At 71.8% G+C, this 15,560-nt stretch carries 16 protein-coding genes and 1 pseudogene; 10 read left to right on the forward strand and 7 right to left on the reverse strand.

Annotation, left to right across the window (positions count from 1 at the left end):
* The first annotated feature begins 113 nt into the window (after positions 1-113).
* Positions 114-1,359: pseudogene (locus ABZ453_RS39985) on the forward strand (MFS transporter).
* A gap of 380 nt (positions 1,360-1,739) precedes the next feature.
* On the forward strand, positions 1,740-2,408 hold the full coding sequence (locus ABZ453_RS39990; protein ID WP_359023175.1) for an O-methyltransferase: 669 nt from the start codon (positions 1,740-1,742) through the stop codon (positions 2,406-2,408).
* A 17-nt stretch (positions 2,409-2,425) separates the two neighbouring features.
* Here ABZ453_RS39990 and ABZ453_RS39995 read toward each other — a convergent pair whose 3' ends face one another.
* Positions 2,426-2,815 (reverse strand): FHA domain-containing protein, encoded by a 390-nt coding sequence (locus ABZ453_RS39995; RefSeq protein WP_359023177.1) that lies wholly within the window; start codon positions 2,813-2,815, stop codon positions 2,426-2,428.
* 80 nt (positions 2,816-2,895) lie between these two features.
* On the opposite strand from ABZ453_RS39995, the gene ABZ453_RS40000 reads away from it, so the two are divergent.
* Entirely contained in the window at positions 2,896-3,330 is a 435-nt protein-coding gene (locus tag ABZ453_RS40000; RefSeq protein WP_359023178.1) for a DUF1992 domain-containing protein, read from the forward strand.
* Here ABZ453_RS40000 and ABZ453_RS40005 read toward each other — a convergent pair.
* Positions 3,319-3,996, reverse strand: a complete 678-nt coding sequence (locus ABZ453_RS40005) for a hypothetical protein (RefSeq protein WP_359023180.1) — start codon at positions 3,994-3,996, stop codon at positions 3,319-3,321. The two genes, ABZ453_RS40000 and ABZ453_RS40005, sit on opposite strands and share 12 nt — an antisense overlap.
* Before the next feature lie 5 nt (positions 3,997-4,001).
* The gene (locus tag ABZ453_RS40010; RefSeq protein ID WP_359023182.1) at positions 4,002-4,646 is read right to left on the reverse strand and encodes a hypothetical protein; all 645 of its coding nucleotides are present in this window, start codon (positions 4,644-4,646) and stop codon (positions 4,002-4,004) included.
* Positions 4,647-4,821: 175 nt separating this feature from the next.
* On the opposite strand from ABZ453_RS40010, the gene ABZ453_RS40015 reads away from it, so the two are divergent.
* A complete protein-coding gene (locus ABZ453_RS40015) occupies positions 4,822-5,445 on the forward strand; it encodes a dihydrofolate reductase family protein (protein ID WP_359023184.1) in 624 nt (207 codons plus the stop codon).
* An 11-nt stretch (positions 5,446-5,456) separates the two neighbouring features.
* Complete coding sequence (locus ABZ453_RS40020; protein WP_359023186.1) at positions 5,457-5,951, forward strand: GNAT family N-acetyltransferase; 495 nt, start codon at positions 5,457-5,459, stop codon at positions 5,949-5,951.
* Here the strand turns inward: ABZ453_RS40020 and ABZ453_RS40025 are convergent.
* On the reverse strand, positions 5,944-7,989 hold the full coding sequence (locus ABZ453_RS40025; RefSeq protein WP_359023188.1) for an MDR family MFS transporter: 2,046 nt from the start codon (positions 7,987-7,989) through the stop codon (positions 5,944-5,946). The two genes, ABZ453_RS40020 and ABZ453_RS40025, sit on opposite strands and share 8 nt — an antisense overlap.
* Positions 7,990-8,190: 201 nt before the next feature.
* Here ABZ453_RS40025 and ABZ453_RS40030 point away from each other — a divergent pair, with 201 nt between their 5' ends.
* On the forward strand, positions 8,191-9,147 hold the full coding sequence (locus tag ABZ453_RS40030) for a peptidoglycan-binding domain-containing protein (protein WP_359023190.1): 957 nt from the start codon (positions 8,191-8,193) through the stop codon (positions 9,145-9,147).
* Positions 9,148-9,242: 95 nt separating this feature from the next.
* Here the strand turns inward: ABZ453_RS40030 and ABZ453_RS40035 are convergent, their stop codons facing one another.
* Complete coding sequence (locus ABZ453_RS40035) at positions 9,243-9,911, reverse strand: HAD family hydrolase (protein WP_359023192.1); 669 nt, start codon at positions 9,909-9,911, stop codon at positions 9,243-9,245.
* A gap of 193 nt (positions 9,912-10,104) precedes the next feature.
* The gene (locus ABZ453_RS40040) at positions 10,105-10,686 is read right to left on the reverse strand and encodes a TMEM165/GDT1 family protein (RefSeq protein WP_359023194.1); all 582 of its coding nucleotides are present in this window, start codon (positions 10,684-10,686) and stop codon (positions 10,105-10,107) included.
* A gap of 385 nt (positions 10,687-11,071) precedes the next feature.
* Here ABZ453_RS40040 and ABZ453_RS40045 point away from each other — a divergent pair, with 385 nt between their 5' ends.
* The 3 genes from ABZ453_RS40045 to ABZ453_RS40055 all read left to right on the forward strand — a co-directional run bounded on the left by ABZ453_RS40045 (position 11,072) and on the right by ABZ453_RS40055 (position 14,211).
* A complete protein-coding gene (locus ABZ453_RS40045) occupies positions 11,072-11,716 on the forward strand; it encodes an HNH endonuclease family protein (RefSeq protein WP_359023196.1) in 645 nt (214 codons plus the stop codon).
* A gap of 73 nt (positions 11,717-11,789) precedes the next feature.
* The gene (locus ABZ453_RS40050) at positions 11,790-13,418 is read left to right on the forward strand and encodes an alkaline phosphatase D family protein (protein ID WP_359023198.1); all 1,629 of its coding nucleotides are present in this window, start codon (positions 11,790-11,792) and stop codon (positions 13,416-13,418) included.
* Between the two features lie 181 nt (positions 13,419-13,599).
* On the forward strand, positions 13,600-14,211 hold the full coding sequence (locus tag ABZ453_RS40055) for a VTT domain-containing protein (RefSeq protein ID WP_359023200.1): 612 nt from the start codon (positions 13,600-13,602) through the stop codon (positions 14,209-14,211).
* A 117-nt stretch (positions 14,212-14,328) separates the two neighbouring features.
* Here ABZ453_RS40055 and ABZ453_RS40060 read toward each other — a convergent pair whose 3' ends face one another.
* The gene (locus ABZ453_RS40060; RefSeq protein WP_356763468.1) at positions 14,329-14,553 is read right to left on the reverse strand and encodes a DUF2277 domain-containing protein; all 225 of its coding nucleotides are present in this window, start codon (positions 14,551-14,553) and stop codon (positions 14,329-14,331) included.
* 391 nt (positions 14,554-14,944) lie between these two features.
* On the opposite strand from ABZ453_RS40060, the gene ABZ453_RS40065 reads away from it, so the two are divergent.
* Positions 14,945-15,560 (forward strand): IS110 family transposase (locus ABZ453_RS40065; protein WP_359023202.1); only part of this gene is annotated, 616 nt, incomplete at its 3' end.

A 15,560-nucleotide genomic window follows, 5' to 3' on the forward strand; every position in this document is an offset into this window, starting at 1 on the left:
TGGCCACCGCCACAGCCGCCGTCCCGTCCCTACCCACCCGATCCCGTGAGGTCACCGCCACCGAGCCCGCCCTGGTCCGCCGTGCCGTGAAGGCCGCCGCGCTGGGCAACGCGATGGAGTGGTTCGACTTCGGCGTCTACAGCTACATCGCGGTGACGCTGGGCAAGGTGTTCTTCCCGTCCGGCAACCCGACCGCCCAGCTGCTGTCGACCTTCGGCGCCTTCGCCGCGGCCTTCCTGGTACGGCCGCTGGGCGGCATGGTCTTCGGGCCGCTCGGCGACCGGATCGGACGGCAGAAGGTCCTCGCCGTGACGATGATCATGATGGCGGCGGGCACGTTCGCGATCGGCCTGATCCCGTCGTACGCGACGATCGGCGTGGGGGCGCCGCTGCTGCTCCTGCTGGCCCGGCTGGTGCAGGGCTTCTCCACCGGCGGTGAGTACGCGGGCGCGTCGACCTTCATCGCCGAGTACGCGCCGGACAAGCGGCGCGGGTTCCTGGGCAGCTGGCTGGAGTTCGGCACGCTGGCCGGCTACATCGGCGGCGCGGGCCTGGTCACCCTGATGACGGCCCTTCTCTCCACGCACGACCTGGTGACCTGGGGCTGGCGCGTCCCGTTCCTGATCGCCGGTCCGATGGGCGTCATCGGCCTGTACCTGCGGAGGCGCCTGGAGGAGACCCCGGCCTTCGCCGCGGAGGTCGCCAAGACCGAGTCGAACCGCCCGAAGGTCCCCCTCCGCGAGATGATCACGACCCAGTGGAAGGCGCTGCTGCTCTGCGTCGGCCTGGTGCTGGTCTTCAACGTCACCGACTACATGCTGCTGTCGTACATGCCGAGCTACCTCACCAGTGAGCTCCACTACGACGAGACGCACGGTCTGCTGGTGGTGCTCGCGGTGATGGCCCTGATGATGATCGTGCAGCCCTTCGCGGGCGCCCTCACGGACCGCGTGGGCCGCCGCCCGGTCATCGCGGCCGGCTGCGCGGGCTTCCTCGCCCTCTCCGTCCCGGCCCTGCTCCTGATCCGCCAGGGCAGCCTGGCCGCGGTGGGTCTCGGCATGGGCGCGCTCGGCCTCCTCCTGGTCTGCTTCACCGCCGCGATGCCGTCCGCCCTCCCGGCCCTGTTCCCGACCCGCGTCCGCTACGGCTCCCTCTCCATCGGCTTCAACATCTCGGTCTCCCTCTTCGGCGGCACGACCCCCCCTGGTGGTCACGGCCCTGATCAGCGCGACGGGCAACATGATGATGCCGGCGTACTACATGATGGCCGCGGCGGTGATCGGCGGAATCGCGGTCTGGTTCATGAAGGAATCAGCGGGCCGCCCACTCCCGGGCTCGGCCCCGTCGGTAGAACGCTGAGCACCCCTGACGCAACACCACCAGCGCGGCCCGCTCCCGAAACGCCCCCGGAGCGGGCCGCGCGACGCCCTCGCCCCGCCATGAAGCCCCCGCCGCAACCCCTGCCACCAACCCCCCGCAACACCCGCCCACGAGCCCCCGGGATCCCGGCACCAGGGCCGAGGAGCCCCGCCCATCGGGCCTGGCAGGCCGCCGCCCCGCCGACAACCCCGCCGCCTGTTGATCATCACCGGCGCCCCCTGCCCCAGCCGACGCGGTCGCGGGCCTGCGCGCCATATCGCGGTCGCGTCTGCGGAACCCGTGATCCGTCCGCTCGTTAGGGAGCCTAGTTAGAATTCTTAACCGACCGCAGGGACCAGGCCATCGAAAGGCACAGGGGAATGAGCGAGTCGCAGCTCTGGGACGCCGTTGACGACTACTTCACCAGCCGGCTCTCGCCCGACGACGAGGTGCTGGAGGCGGCCGTGCGGGACAGTGAGGCGGCCGGGCTGCCGACGATCGCCGTCACCGCGCCCCAGGGCAAGCTGCTGCAACTCCTCGCCGAGATCCAGGGCGCCCGCACCATCCTGGAGATCGGCACCCTCGGCGGCTACAGCACCATCTGGCTGGCCCGCGCCCTGCCCGAGGACGGCCGGCTGGTCTCCCTGGAGTACAGCGCCAAGCACGCCGAGGTAGCCGTCCGCAACATCGCGCGCGCCGGCCTCGACCGGCTCGTCGACGTACGCGTCGGCCCCGCCCTGGAGTCGCTGCCCAAACTCGCCGACGAGAACCCGGCCCCGTTCGACCTGGTCTTCATCGACGCGGACAAGGTCAACAACCCGCACTACGTGGAGTGGGCGCTGAAGCTCACCCGCGCCGGCAGCCTGATCATCGTGGACAACGTCGTACGACAGGGCCGGGTCGCCGACGCGGACAGCACCTCCCCGGACGTCGTGGGCACCCGCGCCGCCATCGAACTCATCGGCGAACACCCCAGGTTGACTGGTACGGCCGTCCAGACGGTCGGCGGCAAGGGGTACGACGGGTTCGCGCTGGCGCGGGTGCTGTAGAGCAGCGGCCTCTGGAATCAGAACTCGTGGAAGAAACCCACGTTGACGCTGCGCGGGGCGGTGCGGTCACGGATGACGATCTCGCCGTTGCCGCCCCGGGGCAACGCCACCGTCCCGCCGTAGGAGAGCGGCTGCGCGTACTCGCCGACGACCAGCCGGACCTCCGACGACGGGTCGGGCTGCGAACCGCGCAGCCAGGTCACCTGCCAGGTGCCCTCCGGGCCGCACACGAATTCCAGATGGACCCGGGAGACGAACAGCCAGTCGTCCGGCGTCACCAGTCGGCACGCGGACTTGTCCCGGCCCACCCGCAGCACGGCACCGGGCTCGCTCGGCGCGTCGGCCATCAGCATGCCCGCCGTGGCCCCCTCTTCCCCGGAGACGGTGGCCATGGTCAGTTCGAGCACGTGCGCTCCTCGTGAAGTGTCCTTACACAGCGGGCGCATGATAAATCGCCCGGCCAGGTCGCGTCCGGCACAATGGAGTCATGACCGAGCGAAAGCCACCGGGCGTCCCGTTCGAGTCCTGGGTCGACAAACAGATCCGTGACGCGGAGAGACGCGGAGAGTTCGCCCAACTGGCCGGAGCGGGCAAGCCGTTGCCCGCCGGAACCGACACCACCTACGACGAACTGTGGTGGATCAAGCAGAAGATGGCCCGTGAGGGCCTCTCGGTCCTGCCGCCGACCCTCGCCCTGCGCAAGGAGGCCGAGGACGCCCTCACCGCGGCGTACGCGGCGCCCTCGGAACGCATCGCCCGCAAGATCGTCACGGACGTCAACGTCAAGATCCGGGACATGATGTTCAAGCCGCCGCCCGGGCCTCCACTCGGAATGAAGCCGTACGACGTCGAAGAGGTCGTACGCGAGTGGCACAGGCGCCGGACGGCGGCGGAGTCGGCGGCGGGAGAGTCAGCCGTGTAGCAGGCGCTCGGCGAGCTCGCGGTAGTCGCGCAGGGCGAGCCGGAGCTGTTCGGTGTCGGGGTGCGTGCCCTTGCTCCCGGCCTCGTCGCCGTCCTGCCAGGACGAGCGCAGGGTGCGCCGTCGCCGGGTCACGGCCTCCGCGAACCGGCCGGCGATCTCCTCGACCACCTGGTCGGCCTCCCGCACCGCGTTCCGCGGCTCGTCGACGAACCCGGAGACCGCCTGCCGCAGCCGCAGCTCCAGCTTGTCGCACTCCTCGTGAGGGAGCAGACGGGCGGTGGAGCCGGTGCCGGAGGTGCTGGAACCGGTGCTGGAGGTGCTTGAACCCGTGCCGGAGGTGGCGGTGCCGGGACCGGAGGTTGCGGTGCCGCGACCGGAGGTGGCGGTGCCGGGTTCCGTGAGGTCGCTGGTGTCCGTGACACCCGTGGTGCCGGAGGCAGCGGCTCCGGAGGCACCGGTGTCCTCGGAGCGGGCCTCGTCCGGGGTGGGGAACGGGGGGACCGTCCGGCCGTGGCCGCTGTCGCCGCCCGCCACGTTCTCCCGGTTCCGGTCCGTGGTCTCGCGCTCGGTCTCGTTCGGTGTCGGTGCCGCCGTCCGCCGCGTGGTCCCGTCGGCGTCGGCACTCTTCCTCGCGCCCATACCCGGGCCGGTCGTTGCGTCGGTCATGTCGCTCAACTGCCCTTCACGTGACGTCGGTTCAGGGCGAACGGCAGATGGCCGTTCGTTCGGGTGGCCGCCGGGGCCTGGGACTTCTCGTCGGCGTGGTGGATCGGCGAGGTCAGGTCCTCGAAGAGCGCGCGGGCCTCGACCATGGCCTCCCGCAGCTCCTCCGTGTCCGCCCGCTCGCCGTCCCGGCCGCTCGCGCCGACGACGGTGTGGACGCGCCGGTAGCCGTGGACGTGGTGACCGTGGTGGACGGAGATCGCCTCGAACTGCTCCTCGTACGCGCCGTCGGGGAATCCGCGCACGGCGGCCAGCTCCGACAGCAGTCGGTCGGCCTCGGCCACCGCCTCCCTCGGCGAGTCGACGAACCGCTCCTGCGCGGCCGCCCAGCGAGCCTCGAACTGCTCGCGCTGAGCCGGCTCCAGCGCCCGCTCGCGCAGCGACCCGTGGCGCTCCACGCGCTCGGTGAGCTCGCGCTCGGCGGCCTGGGTGTCGCCGTTGTGCCGGGCCAGCGTCCGGTCGTACTCGGGTCCGAAGCGACGCTTCAGGTTCCGGCCGCCGTGCGGGCCGCGGGCGCGCGAGGTCAGGACGGCCGCGACAACGACCACGGCCGCCACGATCACAATCAGAGCAATGATCAAGCCTGTGGACATGGGTGCCTTCCAGTGTGTCGGCCCCTCGGGCCGGTTCTTTGACCGGGTTGCCCGCGAACCCCCGCTCAAACTGCGCCCCATATCCATGGGACCGGCGTGTCGAATGAGCCGCGGCCCGATCGACGGCAGGGTGAGGGTGCCACCCAGGGCGCCGGATTCCGAGGAGGTCATGATCATGGGTGAGGTCATCGCACGGCTCGCCATGTCGCTGGACGGGTACATCGCGGGCCCCGAGTCGGGGCGGGAGCACCCCTTGGGGATCGGCGGGGAGCGGATGCACTCGTGGGTGTTCGGGCTGCGCAGTTTCCGCAGGATGCAGGGCGTGGAGGGCGGGGCGACCGGCCCGGACGACGACCTGATCGCCGAGCACATCGAGCGGCCCGGCGCGGTCGTGATGGGTCACGGCATGTTCATCACGGGCGAGATCCCGTGGGGTGAGGAGCCGCCCTTCCACGCGCCGGTGTACGTCGTCACCCACCACCCCCGCGAGCCCCTCGTCCGCACGGGCACGACCTTCCACTTCGTCACCGAGGGGCCCGGGCGCGCGCTGGAGCTGGCCCGCGCGGCGGCCGGCGACAAGGACGTCTCCCTGGCGGGCGGCGCCGACCTGGTCCAGCAGTTCATCCGCGCGGGGTGGCTGGACGAGCTGCTGCTGCACGTCGTGCCGGTGCTCGCCTGTGGCGGCCGCCGGCTGTTCGACAACCTCGGCGACCAGCACATCGAGTGGCGAAAGACCCAGGTCCTGGACTCCCCCGAGGTCACGCATATCCGGTTGCGCAAGGTGCCCACGTCCGGCTGAGATTGCCGTCCATGACCTGGACCGTAGCCCCGGAGCCCGTCGACTCGGCCGTGGCCGCCGCCCTGTGGCGGGCGTACTACACGGAGGTCAGCGACCGCTGGTACTTCCTGCACGAGGGGCGCCGGACGGACCCCGCCGAACTGGAGCGCGAGATCGCCGCCAACCCCGGCTCCGAACTCGCCCCGCCCACCGGCCGGTTGCTCGTCGCACGGTACGACGGCGTCCCGGCCGGCTCGGCGGGCGTACGGCTGCTGGACGCGGCGACCGCCGAGCTGACCCGGGTGTTCGTGGCCGAGGGCATGCGCGGCAAGGGCGGGGCTCCGCTCCTCGTGGGCGCCGCCGAGGAGGCCGCCCGCGCCCTCGGCGCCCGGCGGTTGGTCCTCGACACCCGCGGCGACCTGGTGGAGGCCCGTGCCCTGTACGCGCGGCTCGGGTTCCGCGAGACCGAGGCGCACAACGACGACCCGTACGCCGAGCACTGGTTCCGGAAGGAGCTGGTCAACTGAGTTCGGTCGTGCGGCCCTTCTGCGGCTGTTCGCGTTCCGAGCCGCACAGCTCGTCGTTCAACTCCTTCACCAGTTGGACGAGGTCGGTCGGGCGGTCCGGGCCCCACCAGTCGCCCAGGAGTTCGGCGAGGGAGTCCTCGCGGGCCCGGGAGAGCCGCTCGGCGACCTCGCGGCCGGTGTCGGTGAGGACGAGGTCGAGGCCCTCCCGGACGGCCAGGCGCCGCTCCTCGACCTGGCGGGCGGAGTCGAGGATGACCTCCAGCGGCACAGGACCGCGCTCGGCGAGGACGCCCGGCTCGACCCAGCCGTAGCGCTTGATCCGCAGCAGCAGCCAGCTCGCGCCCGGCAGCAGGTCGTAGCCCGCCCGCTCGGTGATGGTGCGGTAGATCTCGCGCCGGCCCTCCCGGGTGCCGAGCACGGACAGCGCGCGGCACACCTCGTCGTACGAGGAGCGTTCGACCGGGTTGCTGGCCAGGGTCTCCGTGACGTCGGGCGCGGTGACCGAGCCGCGCAGCTTGTCCTCCTTGAGGAACCAGGCGAGCACGAAGCCGAGCAGCGCGACGGGGGCCGCGTACAGGAAGACGTCGGTGATGGAGGAGGCGTAGGCGTGCACGGCGGGGGCGCGCAGGGCGGGCGGGAGCGAACCGATGCCGCGCGGGTCGGACTTGAGGGCGTCCGCCGAGACCCCGCCGGGCAGCCGGGCGCCTCGGAAGGCGTCCGCGAGCTTGTCGGAGAGTCGGCTCGCGAAGACCGTACCGAAGATCGCCACGCCGAAGGACGCGCCGATCGAGCGGAAGAAGGTCGCGCCGGAGGTGGCGACGCCGAGGTCCTCGTAGGAGACCGCGTTCTGCACGATGAGCACCAGCACCTGCATGACCAGGCCGAGTCCGAGGCCGAAGACGAAGAAGTACGTGCTCATCACGGCGGTGGAGCTGTTCTCGTCGAGCCGGTGGAGCAGGAGCAGGCCGATCGTGGTGACGGCGGTACCGGCGATCGGGAAGACCTTCCAGCGGCCCGTACGGCTGACGATCTGTCCGGAGACCGTGGACGACAGCAGCAGGCCGAACACCATCGGCAGCATGTGCACACCGGACAGGGTGGGCGTGACGCCCTGCACGACCTGCAGGAACGTCGGCAGGTAGGTCATCGCGCCGAACATGGCGAAGCCGACGATGAAGCTGATGACGGCGGAGAGCGTGAAGGTGCGGACGCGGAACAGCTTCAGCGGCAGGACGGGTTCGGCGGCGGCCCGCTCCACCTGCACGAACACGACGGCGAGGAGGACGCCCAGCACGGCGAGCCCGACGATCTGCGGTGAGCCCCAGTCCCAGGTGGTGCCGCCGAGCGAGGCCACCAGCACCAGACAGGTGGCGACGGACGCGATGAGGAAGGTGCCGAGGTAGTCGATGACGTGCCGGGTGTCCTTGCGAGGGATGCGCAGCACGGCCGCGATCACGGCGAGCGCGACGACGCCGACGGGGAGGTTGACGTAGAACACCCAGCGCCAGCTCAGATGCTCGGTGAACAGTCCTCCCAGCAGCGGCCCGAGCACACTGGTCGCCCCGAACACGGCCCCGAACAGCCCCTGGTAGCGTCCGCGTTCCCGCGGCGGTACGACGTCCCCGACGATCGCCATGGACAGCACCATCAACCCGCCGCCGCCGAGCCCCTGGACGGCCCGGAAGGCGATCAGCTGGGGCATGTTCTGCGCCATGCCGCACAGCGCGGAACCCACCAGGAAGATCACGATCGCGGTCTGGAACAGCCGTTTGCGCCCGTACTGGTCGCCGAGCTTGCCCCACAGCGGGGTCGCGGCGGTGGAGGCCAGCAGGTACGCGGTGACGACCCAGGACAGGTGCTCGAGCCCGCCGAGATCGCTGACGATCGTCGGCAGGGCGGTCGACACGATGGTCTGGTCGAGCGCGGCGAGCAGCATGCCGAGCAGTAGTGCGCCGATCGAGACGAGGACGTTCCCGGGCACGTGCGGGTCCCGTGCCTGCCCTACGTGCCCGGCCACAGCGGGCGCGTCCCCTGCCATGAAGGCCTCCCTGGGTTCAAGTCGTTCCGCGGCGTGTTCCGCCGTGATTTCCCATCGTGGTGGGAGTGACCGGATATGGCTTGTCGAGTCCTGCGGAAGGAGGGATTCCGGGGGCTTGTGGGAGATCGGATGGAGAAGATCTGCATAATCCTTGGAGCTCGCGAGGCGAGCGTGTGTCCGTGTGGAGGGAGGGACGAACGCGTGACAGACCCGGAGGGTCGGCGGTGCCCGGAGTGCGGAGCGCCGAGAGACGCCGACAACACGCCGTCCTGCGCCTGCACCCGGCGCGCGTCCGACGCCCTGCGCGAGACCCGTACGGCGGAGGCGGCAGCGGCGGAGGACTTCGACCCGCTGCGCATACGGCCGTACGTGGAGCTGGAGGGCGCCGACGCGGGCACGACGATGCCGTTACGGACCGTACGCCCCGAGGGACCGGGCCCGGCCGCGACGCTCGTGCCGCAGACTCCCCCCGAGGCCGGGCCCAGCACCCAGGACCTGCGGCTGTTCGAGGCGGGGCACACGGAACACGAACCGGGGGACGACGCCGGACGGCCGCGCGGCCGTCGCCGTACCGTGCTGCTGGGTGCGGCCGGGGCGGTCGTCGCCGTGGTGGCCGCGGCGGGGCTGGCGAGCGGGCTGTTCTCCTACGAGCCGCCCTCCCGGGACGACGCACTGCCGCACGACGTCCGCGCGAGCGTGCCGGACACGTCGCCGAGCACGGCGTCGGTGACGCCGTCGGGCCGGGCGGTCCCGGTGCGGCCGTCCGCCGCGCCGACCCCGTCCGTCAGCTCCTCGGCGTCCGCCTCACCTACCCCGTCCACGACACCGAGTTCCGCGCCGACCCCGTCCCGCTCGCCGAAGCCGGCGACGACTCCGCCCACGGTCACGGCCACCGGCACCGTAGGCGCGCCGAACGCCCAGCCCAACACCCAGCCCCCGGTCCTCCGCCGCGGCTCCGAGGGCCCCGAGGTCACCGAACTCGAACTGCGCCTCACCCAACTGGGCCTCTACACCCGCACGCCCGCGGGCCACTACAACGAGGGCGTGCAGGACGCGGTGACGAGATACCAACAGGCCCGAGGCCTCAATGTCCCGGAGTACGGCGTGTACGACCTCGTGACCCGGACCCACCTGGAGTCGGAGACGACCGAGCCGTGACCGTTGGGCCGGTCCCGCGACGGCGGTTCGCCGAGGCGGGGTGCCGGACGCCGCAGGGCCGGCTCTCCGGGACGGCGGGACTCTCGCAACAGGCCTTAGCCGACGTACAGGCGGATTCCGCCGTCCGGGGTCGCCTCCACCCGTACCTGGGTGAGGTCTCGCACCACGACGTCCGGGTCGTGGAAGTCGGCGCGGGTCCCGACGCCCACCACGCGCATCCCGGCGGAGCGTCCGGCCGCGATGCCCGCGGCGGAGTCCTCGAACACCACGCACTGCGCGGGGTCCACTCCCAGTTCGGCGGCGCCCTTCAGGAAGCCCTCGGGGTCGGGCTTGCTGGCGCCCACGCACTCCGCCGTGATGCGGATCTCGGGCAGCTCCAGGCCCGCCGCGGCCATCCGGGCCGTGGACAGGGCCACGTCCGCCGACGTCACCAGCGCGTGCGGCAGACCCCGCAGCGACGCCAGGAACCGGCCCGCTCCGGCGATCGGCACGACCCCGTCGACGTCCGCGGTCTCCTCCGCGAGCATCCGGGCGTTGTCCGCGTGGTTCTGCTCCATCGGACGGTCGGGGAGCAGCAGCGCCATGGTCGCGTGCCCCTGACGTCCGTGGGCCACCTTCATCACCTCGTCGCCGTCCAGCCCGCGCCGCTCGGCCCAGCGCCGCCAGATGCGCTCGACGACGGCGTCGGAGTTCACGAGGGTGCCGTCCATGTCCAGCAGGAGGGCGCGGGCGGTCAGGACGGTGGGCACGGTGGTGACCGTCATCGGCAGCTCCAAGGCGTGGCGGAAGGGCGCGTCGGGCAGACCCCGGAAGGGACAAAGCGCCCCGCCCGCCGGTCAGGGAAAACGGGCGGGGACCACTTTGTTTCTCCACGGTACAAAACCGGGCCGACATCCGCCACCACCGGGCGGAGAGTTCACCGGCCGTTCAGCTCGGGCCACGTCCGCCGCGCGCCGCTCAGCCCGCGACCGCCTCCCACAGCCCCCACACCCCGAGCCCCAGCATCAGCAGCGCCGCGATCTTGGTGATGAGCGCCAGCGGCACCCGCCTCATCAGCGCCTTTCCGCCGACGATGCCCAGCCCGGCCACCGCCCACAGCGCCAGCACCGCGCCCAGGCCGACCGAGAGCGGGTCGTCGTACCGGGCCGCGAGGTTCGCCGTCATGATCTGCGTCAGATCACCGAACTCGGCGACGAGGATGAGCATGAAGCCGGCGCCGGCGACCTTCCAGAAGGACTGATCCTGGGGCCGGCGGATCTCCTCCTCGTCCTCGCCCTTCTGCCACAGCAGCATCGCGGCGCCGGCCAGGAACAGCACGCCCGTCAGCGCGTGCACCAGCCGTTGCGGCAACAGGGTCAGGACACTGCCGGCGGCCACGGCGAGCACGACATGCAGCGCGAAAGCGGCGGCGACGCCCGCGAAGACGTACGAGGCTCGATAGCGCGTGCCGAGCACGAGCCCGGCCAGCGCGGTCTTGTCCGGCAGCTCGGCGAGGAAGACGACGCCGAAGACGAGCGCCGTGACGGTGATGCTGATCAAGAGGTCCTCAATCGGTCGGGCCGCCCCACCGAGAGTGATCACGTCTTCGGGAGGACACCTCGGCAGGGCAGCGCACTGGTCACCCGCGCCATGGGCACGGGGATGCACTGCTTGCCGAAGGTCTCGCTGGCGAGGTCCCTGGGACCCGCCTCCGGGCGCCGGCTCAGACGAGCTGAGCAGTATGTCGACGGTCCGGCGAAGAGCTACTCCCCTTCTGCGCCGTCCATGGTACGCGACGCCCGGACGGGAGAAAGTTCGACCGTGAACCTTGTCGTGTCATGTACGCGTCACTAACTTCTTACCGAACGCTCACCCGTCCGCAACACGGCGCGACGAGCATTCCCCCGCTCGCCCTTCAACGCCCCCGCCCTACAAGGGAGTTCGCATGCCGAAGTTCTACGCGCGTCGACGGCTCAGCATACTCGCGGCTCTTACCGGTCTCATAGCCTCCGCGGCCCTCTTCAACGGCCAGGCCGCCTCCGCCGCCCTGCCCACCCCGGTCAGCGCCGCCACCGCCCGCAGCTACCTCGCCTCGCTCACCGTGGCCACCGAGAACCGCACCGGCTACAGCCGCGACCTGTTCCCGACCTGGATCACCATCTCCGGCACGTGCAACACCCGCGAGTACGTCATCAAGCGGGACGGCAGCAGCGTCGTCACCGACTCCGCCTGCACCGCGACCAGCGGCTCCTGGTACTCGCAGTACGACGGGGTCACCACCACCGACCCGAGCACCTTCGACATCGACCATGTCGTGCCGCTCGCCGAGGCCTGGGACTCCGGCGCCTCGGCGTGGACCACCGCCCAGCGCCAGGCCTTCGCCAACGACGTCACCCGCCCGCAGCTCATCGCGGTATCCGCCAGCTCCAACCGCTCCAAGGGCGACGACGACCCGGCCGAGTGGGTGCCCACCCGTTCCGCGTACGTCTGCACCTACGTCCGCGCCTGGGTCCAGGTGAAGTACTACTACGACCTCTCCGTCGACTCGACCGAGAAGTCCGCCCTGCAGAGCTACCTCGCCGGTTGCTGATCGTTACGCACGGAGCCTCCCCCTGCACCTCCGTCGTTCCGTACCGTACGGTGCGACGGAGGAGCGTGATCTGGTGGCTGAGCTGCGTCTGGGGCCGTTGCTGAGGTACGTCGGCGGCTCGAGTGCGACCGTGTGGGTCGAGGCCGGCCGGCCGGGCACCGCCGAGGTGCGATGTGCCGACGGCGCCTCCGGGACGGCCCGCACCTTCCAGATCTGCGGACACCACTACGCCCTCGTCCCGGTCACCGGACTCACCCCGGGCGCCGCGACGGCGTACGAGGTCTTCCTGGACGGCACGCGCGTATGGCCGGCGCCCGACTCCCGTTTCCCGCCCTCCGTCATCCGTGTTCCCGCCGACGACGAGGGCGTCCGCGTCTCCTTCGGCTCCTGCCGCTGGGCCGCCCCGGCCGCCGGCGGCGACGACCCCGTCGGCCCCGACGCCCTGGACGCGCTCGCCCAGCGCATCGCGGCCGACCCGGACGGCGAACGCCCCGACGTACTGCTGCTGTTGGGCGACCAGGTGTACGCCGACGAGGTCTCCGACGCCACCCGCCGCTGGCTCGCCGCCCGCCGCGACCTGAGCGAGCCGCCCGGCAGCGAGGTCGCGGACTACGAGGAGTACACCCGCCTCTACTACGAGTCCTGGCTCGACCCCGAGGTGCGCTGGCTGCTGTCCACCGTGCCGACCTGCATGATCTTCGACGACCACGACGTCATCGACGACTGGAACACCTCCGCCGCCTGGCTCGACGACATGCGCGCGACCCCGTGGTGGCGGGAGCGGCTGCTGAGCGGGCTGATGTCGTACTGGGTGCACCAGCACCTGGGCAACGTGTCCCCGGACGAGCTGGCGGCCGACCCGGTGTACGCGGCCGTACGCGAACTGCCCGACGGAACCGACGAGTTGCGCGCGCACGCCTGCCGGGCCGACGCCGATGCGGCCGCGGTGCGCTGGAGTTACCGGCGTGACTTCGGCCGGGTGCGGCTGCTGATGGTCGACTCGCGGGCGGCCCGCGTCCTGGAGGAGGAGAACCGGGCCATGCTCGACCCGGGCGAGGCCGAGTGGCTGCGCGAGCAGGTGCTGGACGCGCGGGAGGCGTACGACCACCTCCTCATCGGCACCTCGCTGCCCTGGCTGCTGCCGCACCTGGTGCACGACGCCGAGGCCTGGAACGCGGCCCTGTGCCGGGGCGACCGCGGGGCGCGCTGGGCGCGGTTCGGGGAGGATCTGCGGCGGAAGGCGGATCTGGAGCACTGGGCCGCCTTCCCGGCCTCGTTCGCCGCGCTGGCGGAGCTGATCGCCGAGGTCGGCTCGGGGGCCCAGGCACCGGCGACGGTGCTGGTGCTGTCCGGGGACGTCCATCACGCGTACGTGGCCGAGCCGACGTGGGTCACGGGCGCCGGGCCGGACGCGCGGGTGCTGCAGCTGACCTGCTCACCGGTGCACAACGCCATTCCGTTGGCGATGCGGTTCGGCTTCCGCTTCGGGTGGAGCGCGGTGGCCCGCGCACTGGGACGGCGGTTCGCCCGGCACGGGAGGTGCGCGCCGACGCCGGTCAAGTGGCGCAAGAAGGGCGGGCCCTGGTTCGGCAACCAGCTCATGTCCCTCGCGCTGCACGGCCGTTCGGCGCGGCTGCGGCTGGAACAGGCACGGGCGGACGGCGAGCTCACGCTGGTGGAGGAGTCCGTCCTCAGCGAGTGACGGGCCTCGCCCGATCCGGCGGGACCGCAGGTGAACGTCCTGTGCCGATCGCACGTGCCCCCCGTGGAACTCCTGTCACAGCACGGGCGTACGCTGTATGGCTATTGATGGCCGCCCCTGCCGCTCCCCCGCGACGCTGCGGCTCGGTACGGGCCACCGGGGGAGTTCACGGGGAGTCGTGGTGCTGGAGAGTCTGGGGTCGCTGACCGGCAGCCCTTGGATCTACGTCATGGTGGCACTGTCGGTGCTGCTCGACGTGTTCCTGCCCGTCCTGCCGAGCGGTGTGCTGGTGATCACGGCCGCGACGGCGGCGGCCGCGGGCTCGGCGACCGGCACGGTGCCGCACCGGGTCCCGGACATCATCGCCCTCACCCTGTGCGCGGCCTGCGCGTCCGTCCTCGGCGACCTGGTCGCCTACCGCCTCGCCTGGCGTGGCGGCGAACGCCTCGACCGCGCCATCGCCCGCTCCCGCCGGCTCTCCGGCGCGCAGGAACGTCTCGGCGCGGCCCTGGCCCGGGGCGGCGGCGCCCTGGTCGTCCTCGCCCGCTTCGCCCCGGCCGGCCGCTCGGTCGTCTCCCTCGGCGCCGGCGCCGCCCACCGCCGGGCCCGCGACTTCCTGCCCTGGTCGGCGCTGGCGGGCCTGGCCTGGGCGGTCTACAGCGTGGCGCTGGGGTACTACGGCGGCCAGTGGCTGGGTACGACATGGCTGGCGACCGCGGTGTCGGTGCTGGCGCTGTTCGGGGCGGGGGCCGGGGCGGCGTACGTGGTGCGCCGGCCGGCGAAGGCGTCCTAGCGCCTGCGGGCCGACAGCTTCTCGACCGCTCAGCCTCTCGGCCCCTCGACCTCTCGACCCCTCGACCTCTCAGCCTCTCGGCCGCTCAGGCTCCCGGCCGCTCAGGCTCCCGGCCGCTCAGGCCGACGCTTTCTGTCCCCGCACCTCGAGGCCGTCCAGCAGTTCCGCCGTGGCCTGCGCGATCACCTCGACGGCGTGGTCGAACACCTCCCGGTTGTGCGCGGCGGGCGCCCGGAACCCGGACACCTTCCGCACGAACTGCAGGGCCGCGGCCCTGATCTCCTCCTCGGTCGCCTCCTCGGGCAACACGGGCGGACGAAGTGTCTTGATGCTCCGGCACATGCGCCCAGTCTCACGCATGGGCCACGGCCCTGCCAGGCTCTTCGGCGACCCCGGACTGCCGCGCCGAGCCGCCCGCCGCGTTGGGCGACGCGGGCCCGCACCCGCGCGCTCGAAGGCCGGCGGACCCCGGCGGGCGCTCGCGGGCTACGACGCCTTCCCCGTTACCTTCTAGACGGCCCCGATCTTGGGGCTCCCGGCCTTCTGGCCCGGCATGACTATGTCCCCCTGTCGCCCATGACCCGGGGGGTGGTGTCACCGGTCCAGGAGGCACCGGTAGATCGCTGATAGGGGCAGGAGCGCCGGTCCGCTGGCAACGCTCTTCGTAACGTGGTTGCCGGATGTCGGTGCCGCGCCTTGGCCGGGAAGAACGAACCCTCCCAGGAGGAGTGAAGTGATCAACACCCGCGACGTCGCCGTGTTCCTCGGCCTCGACGTCGGCAAGGGCGAACACCACGCCACCGGCCTCACACCGGACGGCAAGAACGTCGTCGACAAGCCGCTGCCCAACAGCGAGCCGAAGATGCGGGCCATGCTCGACAAGCTCACGGCCAAGTACGGGAAGGTGCTGGTCGTCGTCGACCAGCCCGCCTCGATCGGTGCCCTGCCGCTGGCCGTCGCCCGCGACGCGGGCTGCGAGGTCGCCTATCTGCCCGGCCTGACGATGCGGCGGATCGCCGACCTCTACCCCGGTGAAGGCAAGACCGACGCCCGCGACGCGGCAATCATCGCGGACGCCGCCCGCACCATGCCCCACACACTCCGCTCGATCGAGCTGGACGACGAGACCGTCGCCGAGCTCCACATGATCGTCGGGTTCGATGACGACCTGGCCGGCGAGGTCACCCGGGTCGCCAACCGGCTGCGCGGCCTGCTCACCCAGATCCACCCGCACCTCGAACGCGTCCTGGGCCCGCGCATCCAGCACCCGGCCGTGCTCACACTGCTCGAACAGTTCGGCTCGCCCAAGGCGATCCGCAAGGCCGGCCGACGGCGCTTGATCACGCTCC

Origin of the sequence: Streptomyces sp. NPDC005799 (genome assembly GCF_040630525.1) — a bacterium.
GTDB classification, from domain to species: domain Bacteria; phylum Actinomycetota; class Actinomycetes; order Streptomycetales; family Streptomycetaceae; genus Streptomyces; species Streptomyces griseorubiginosus_B.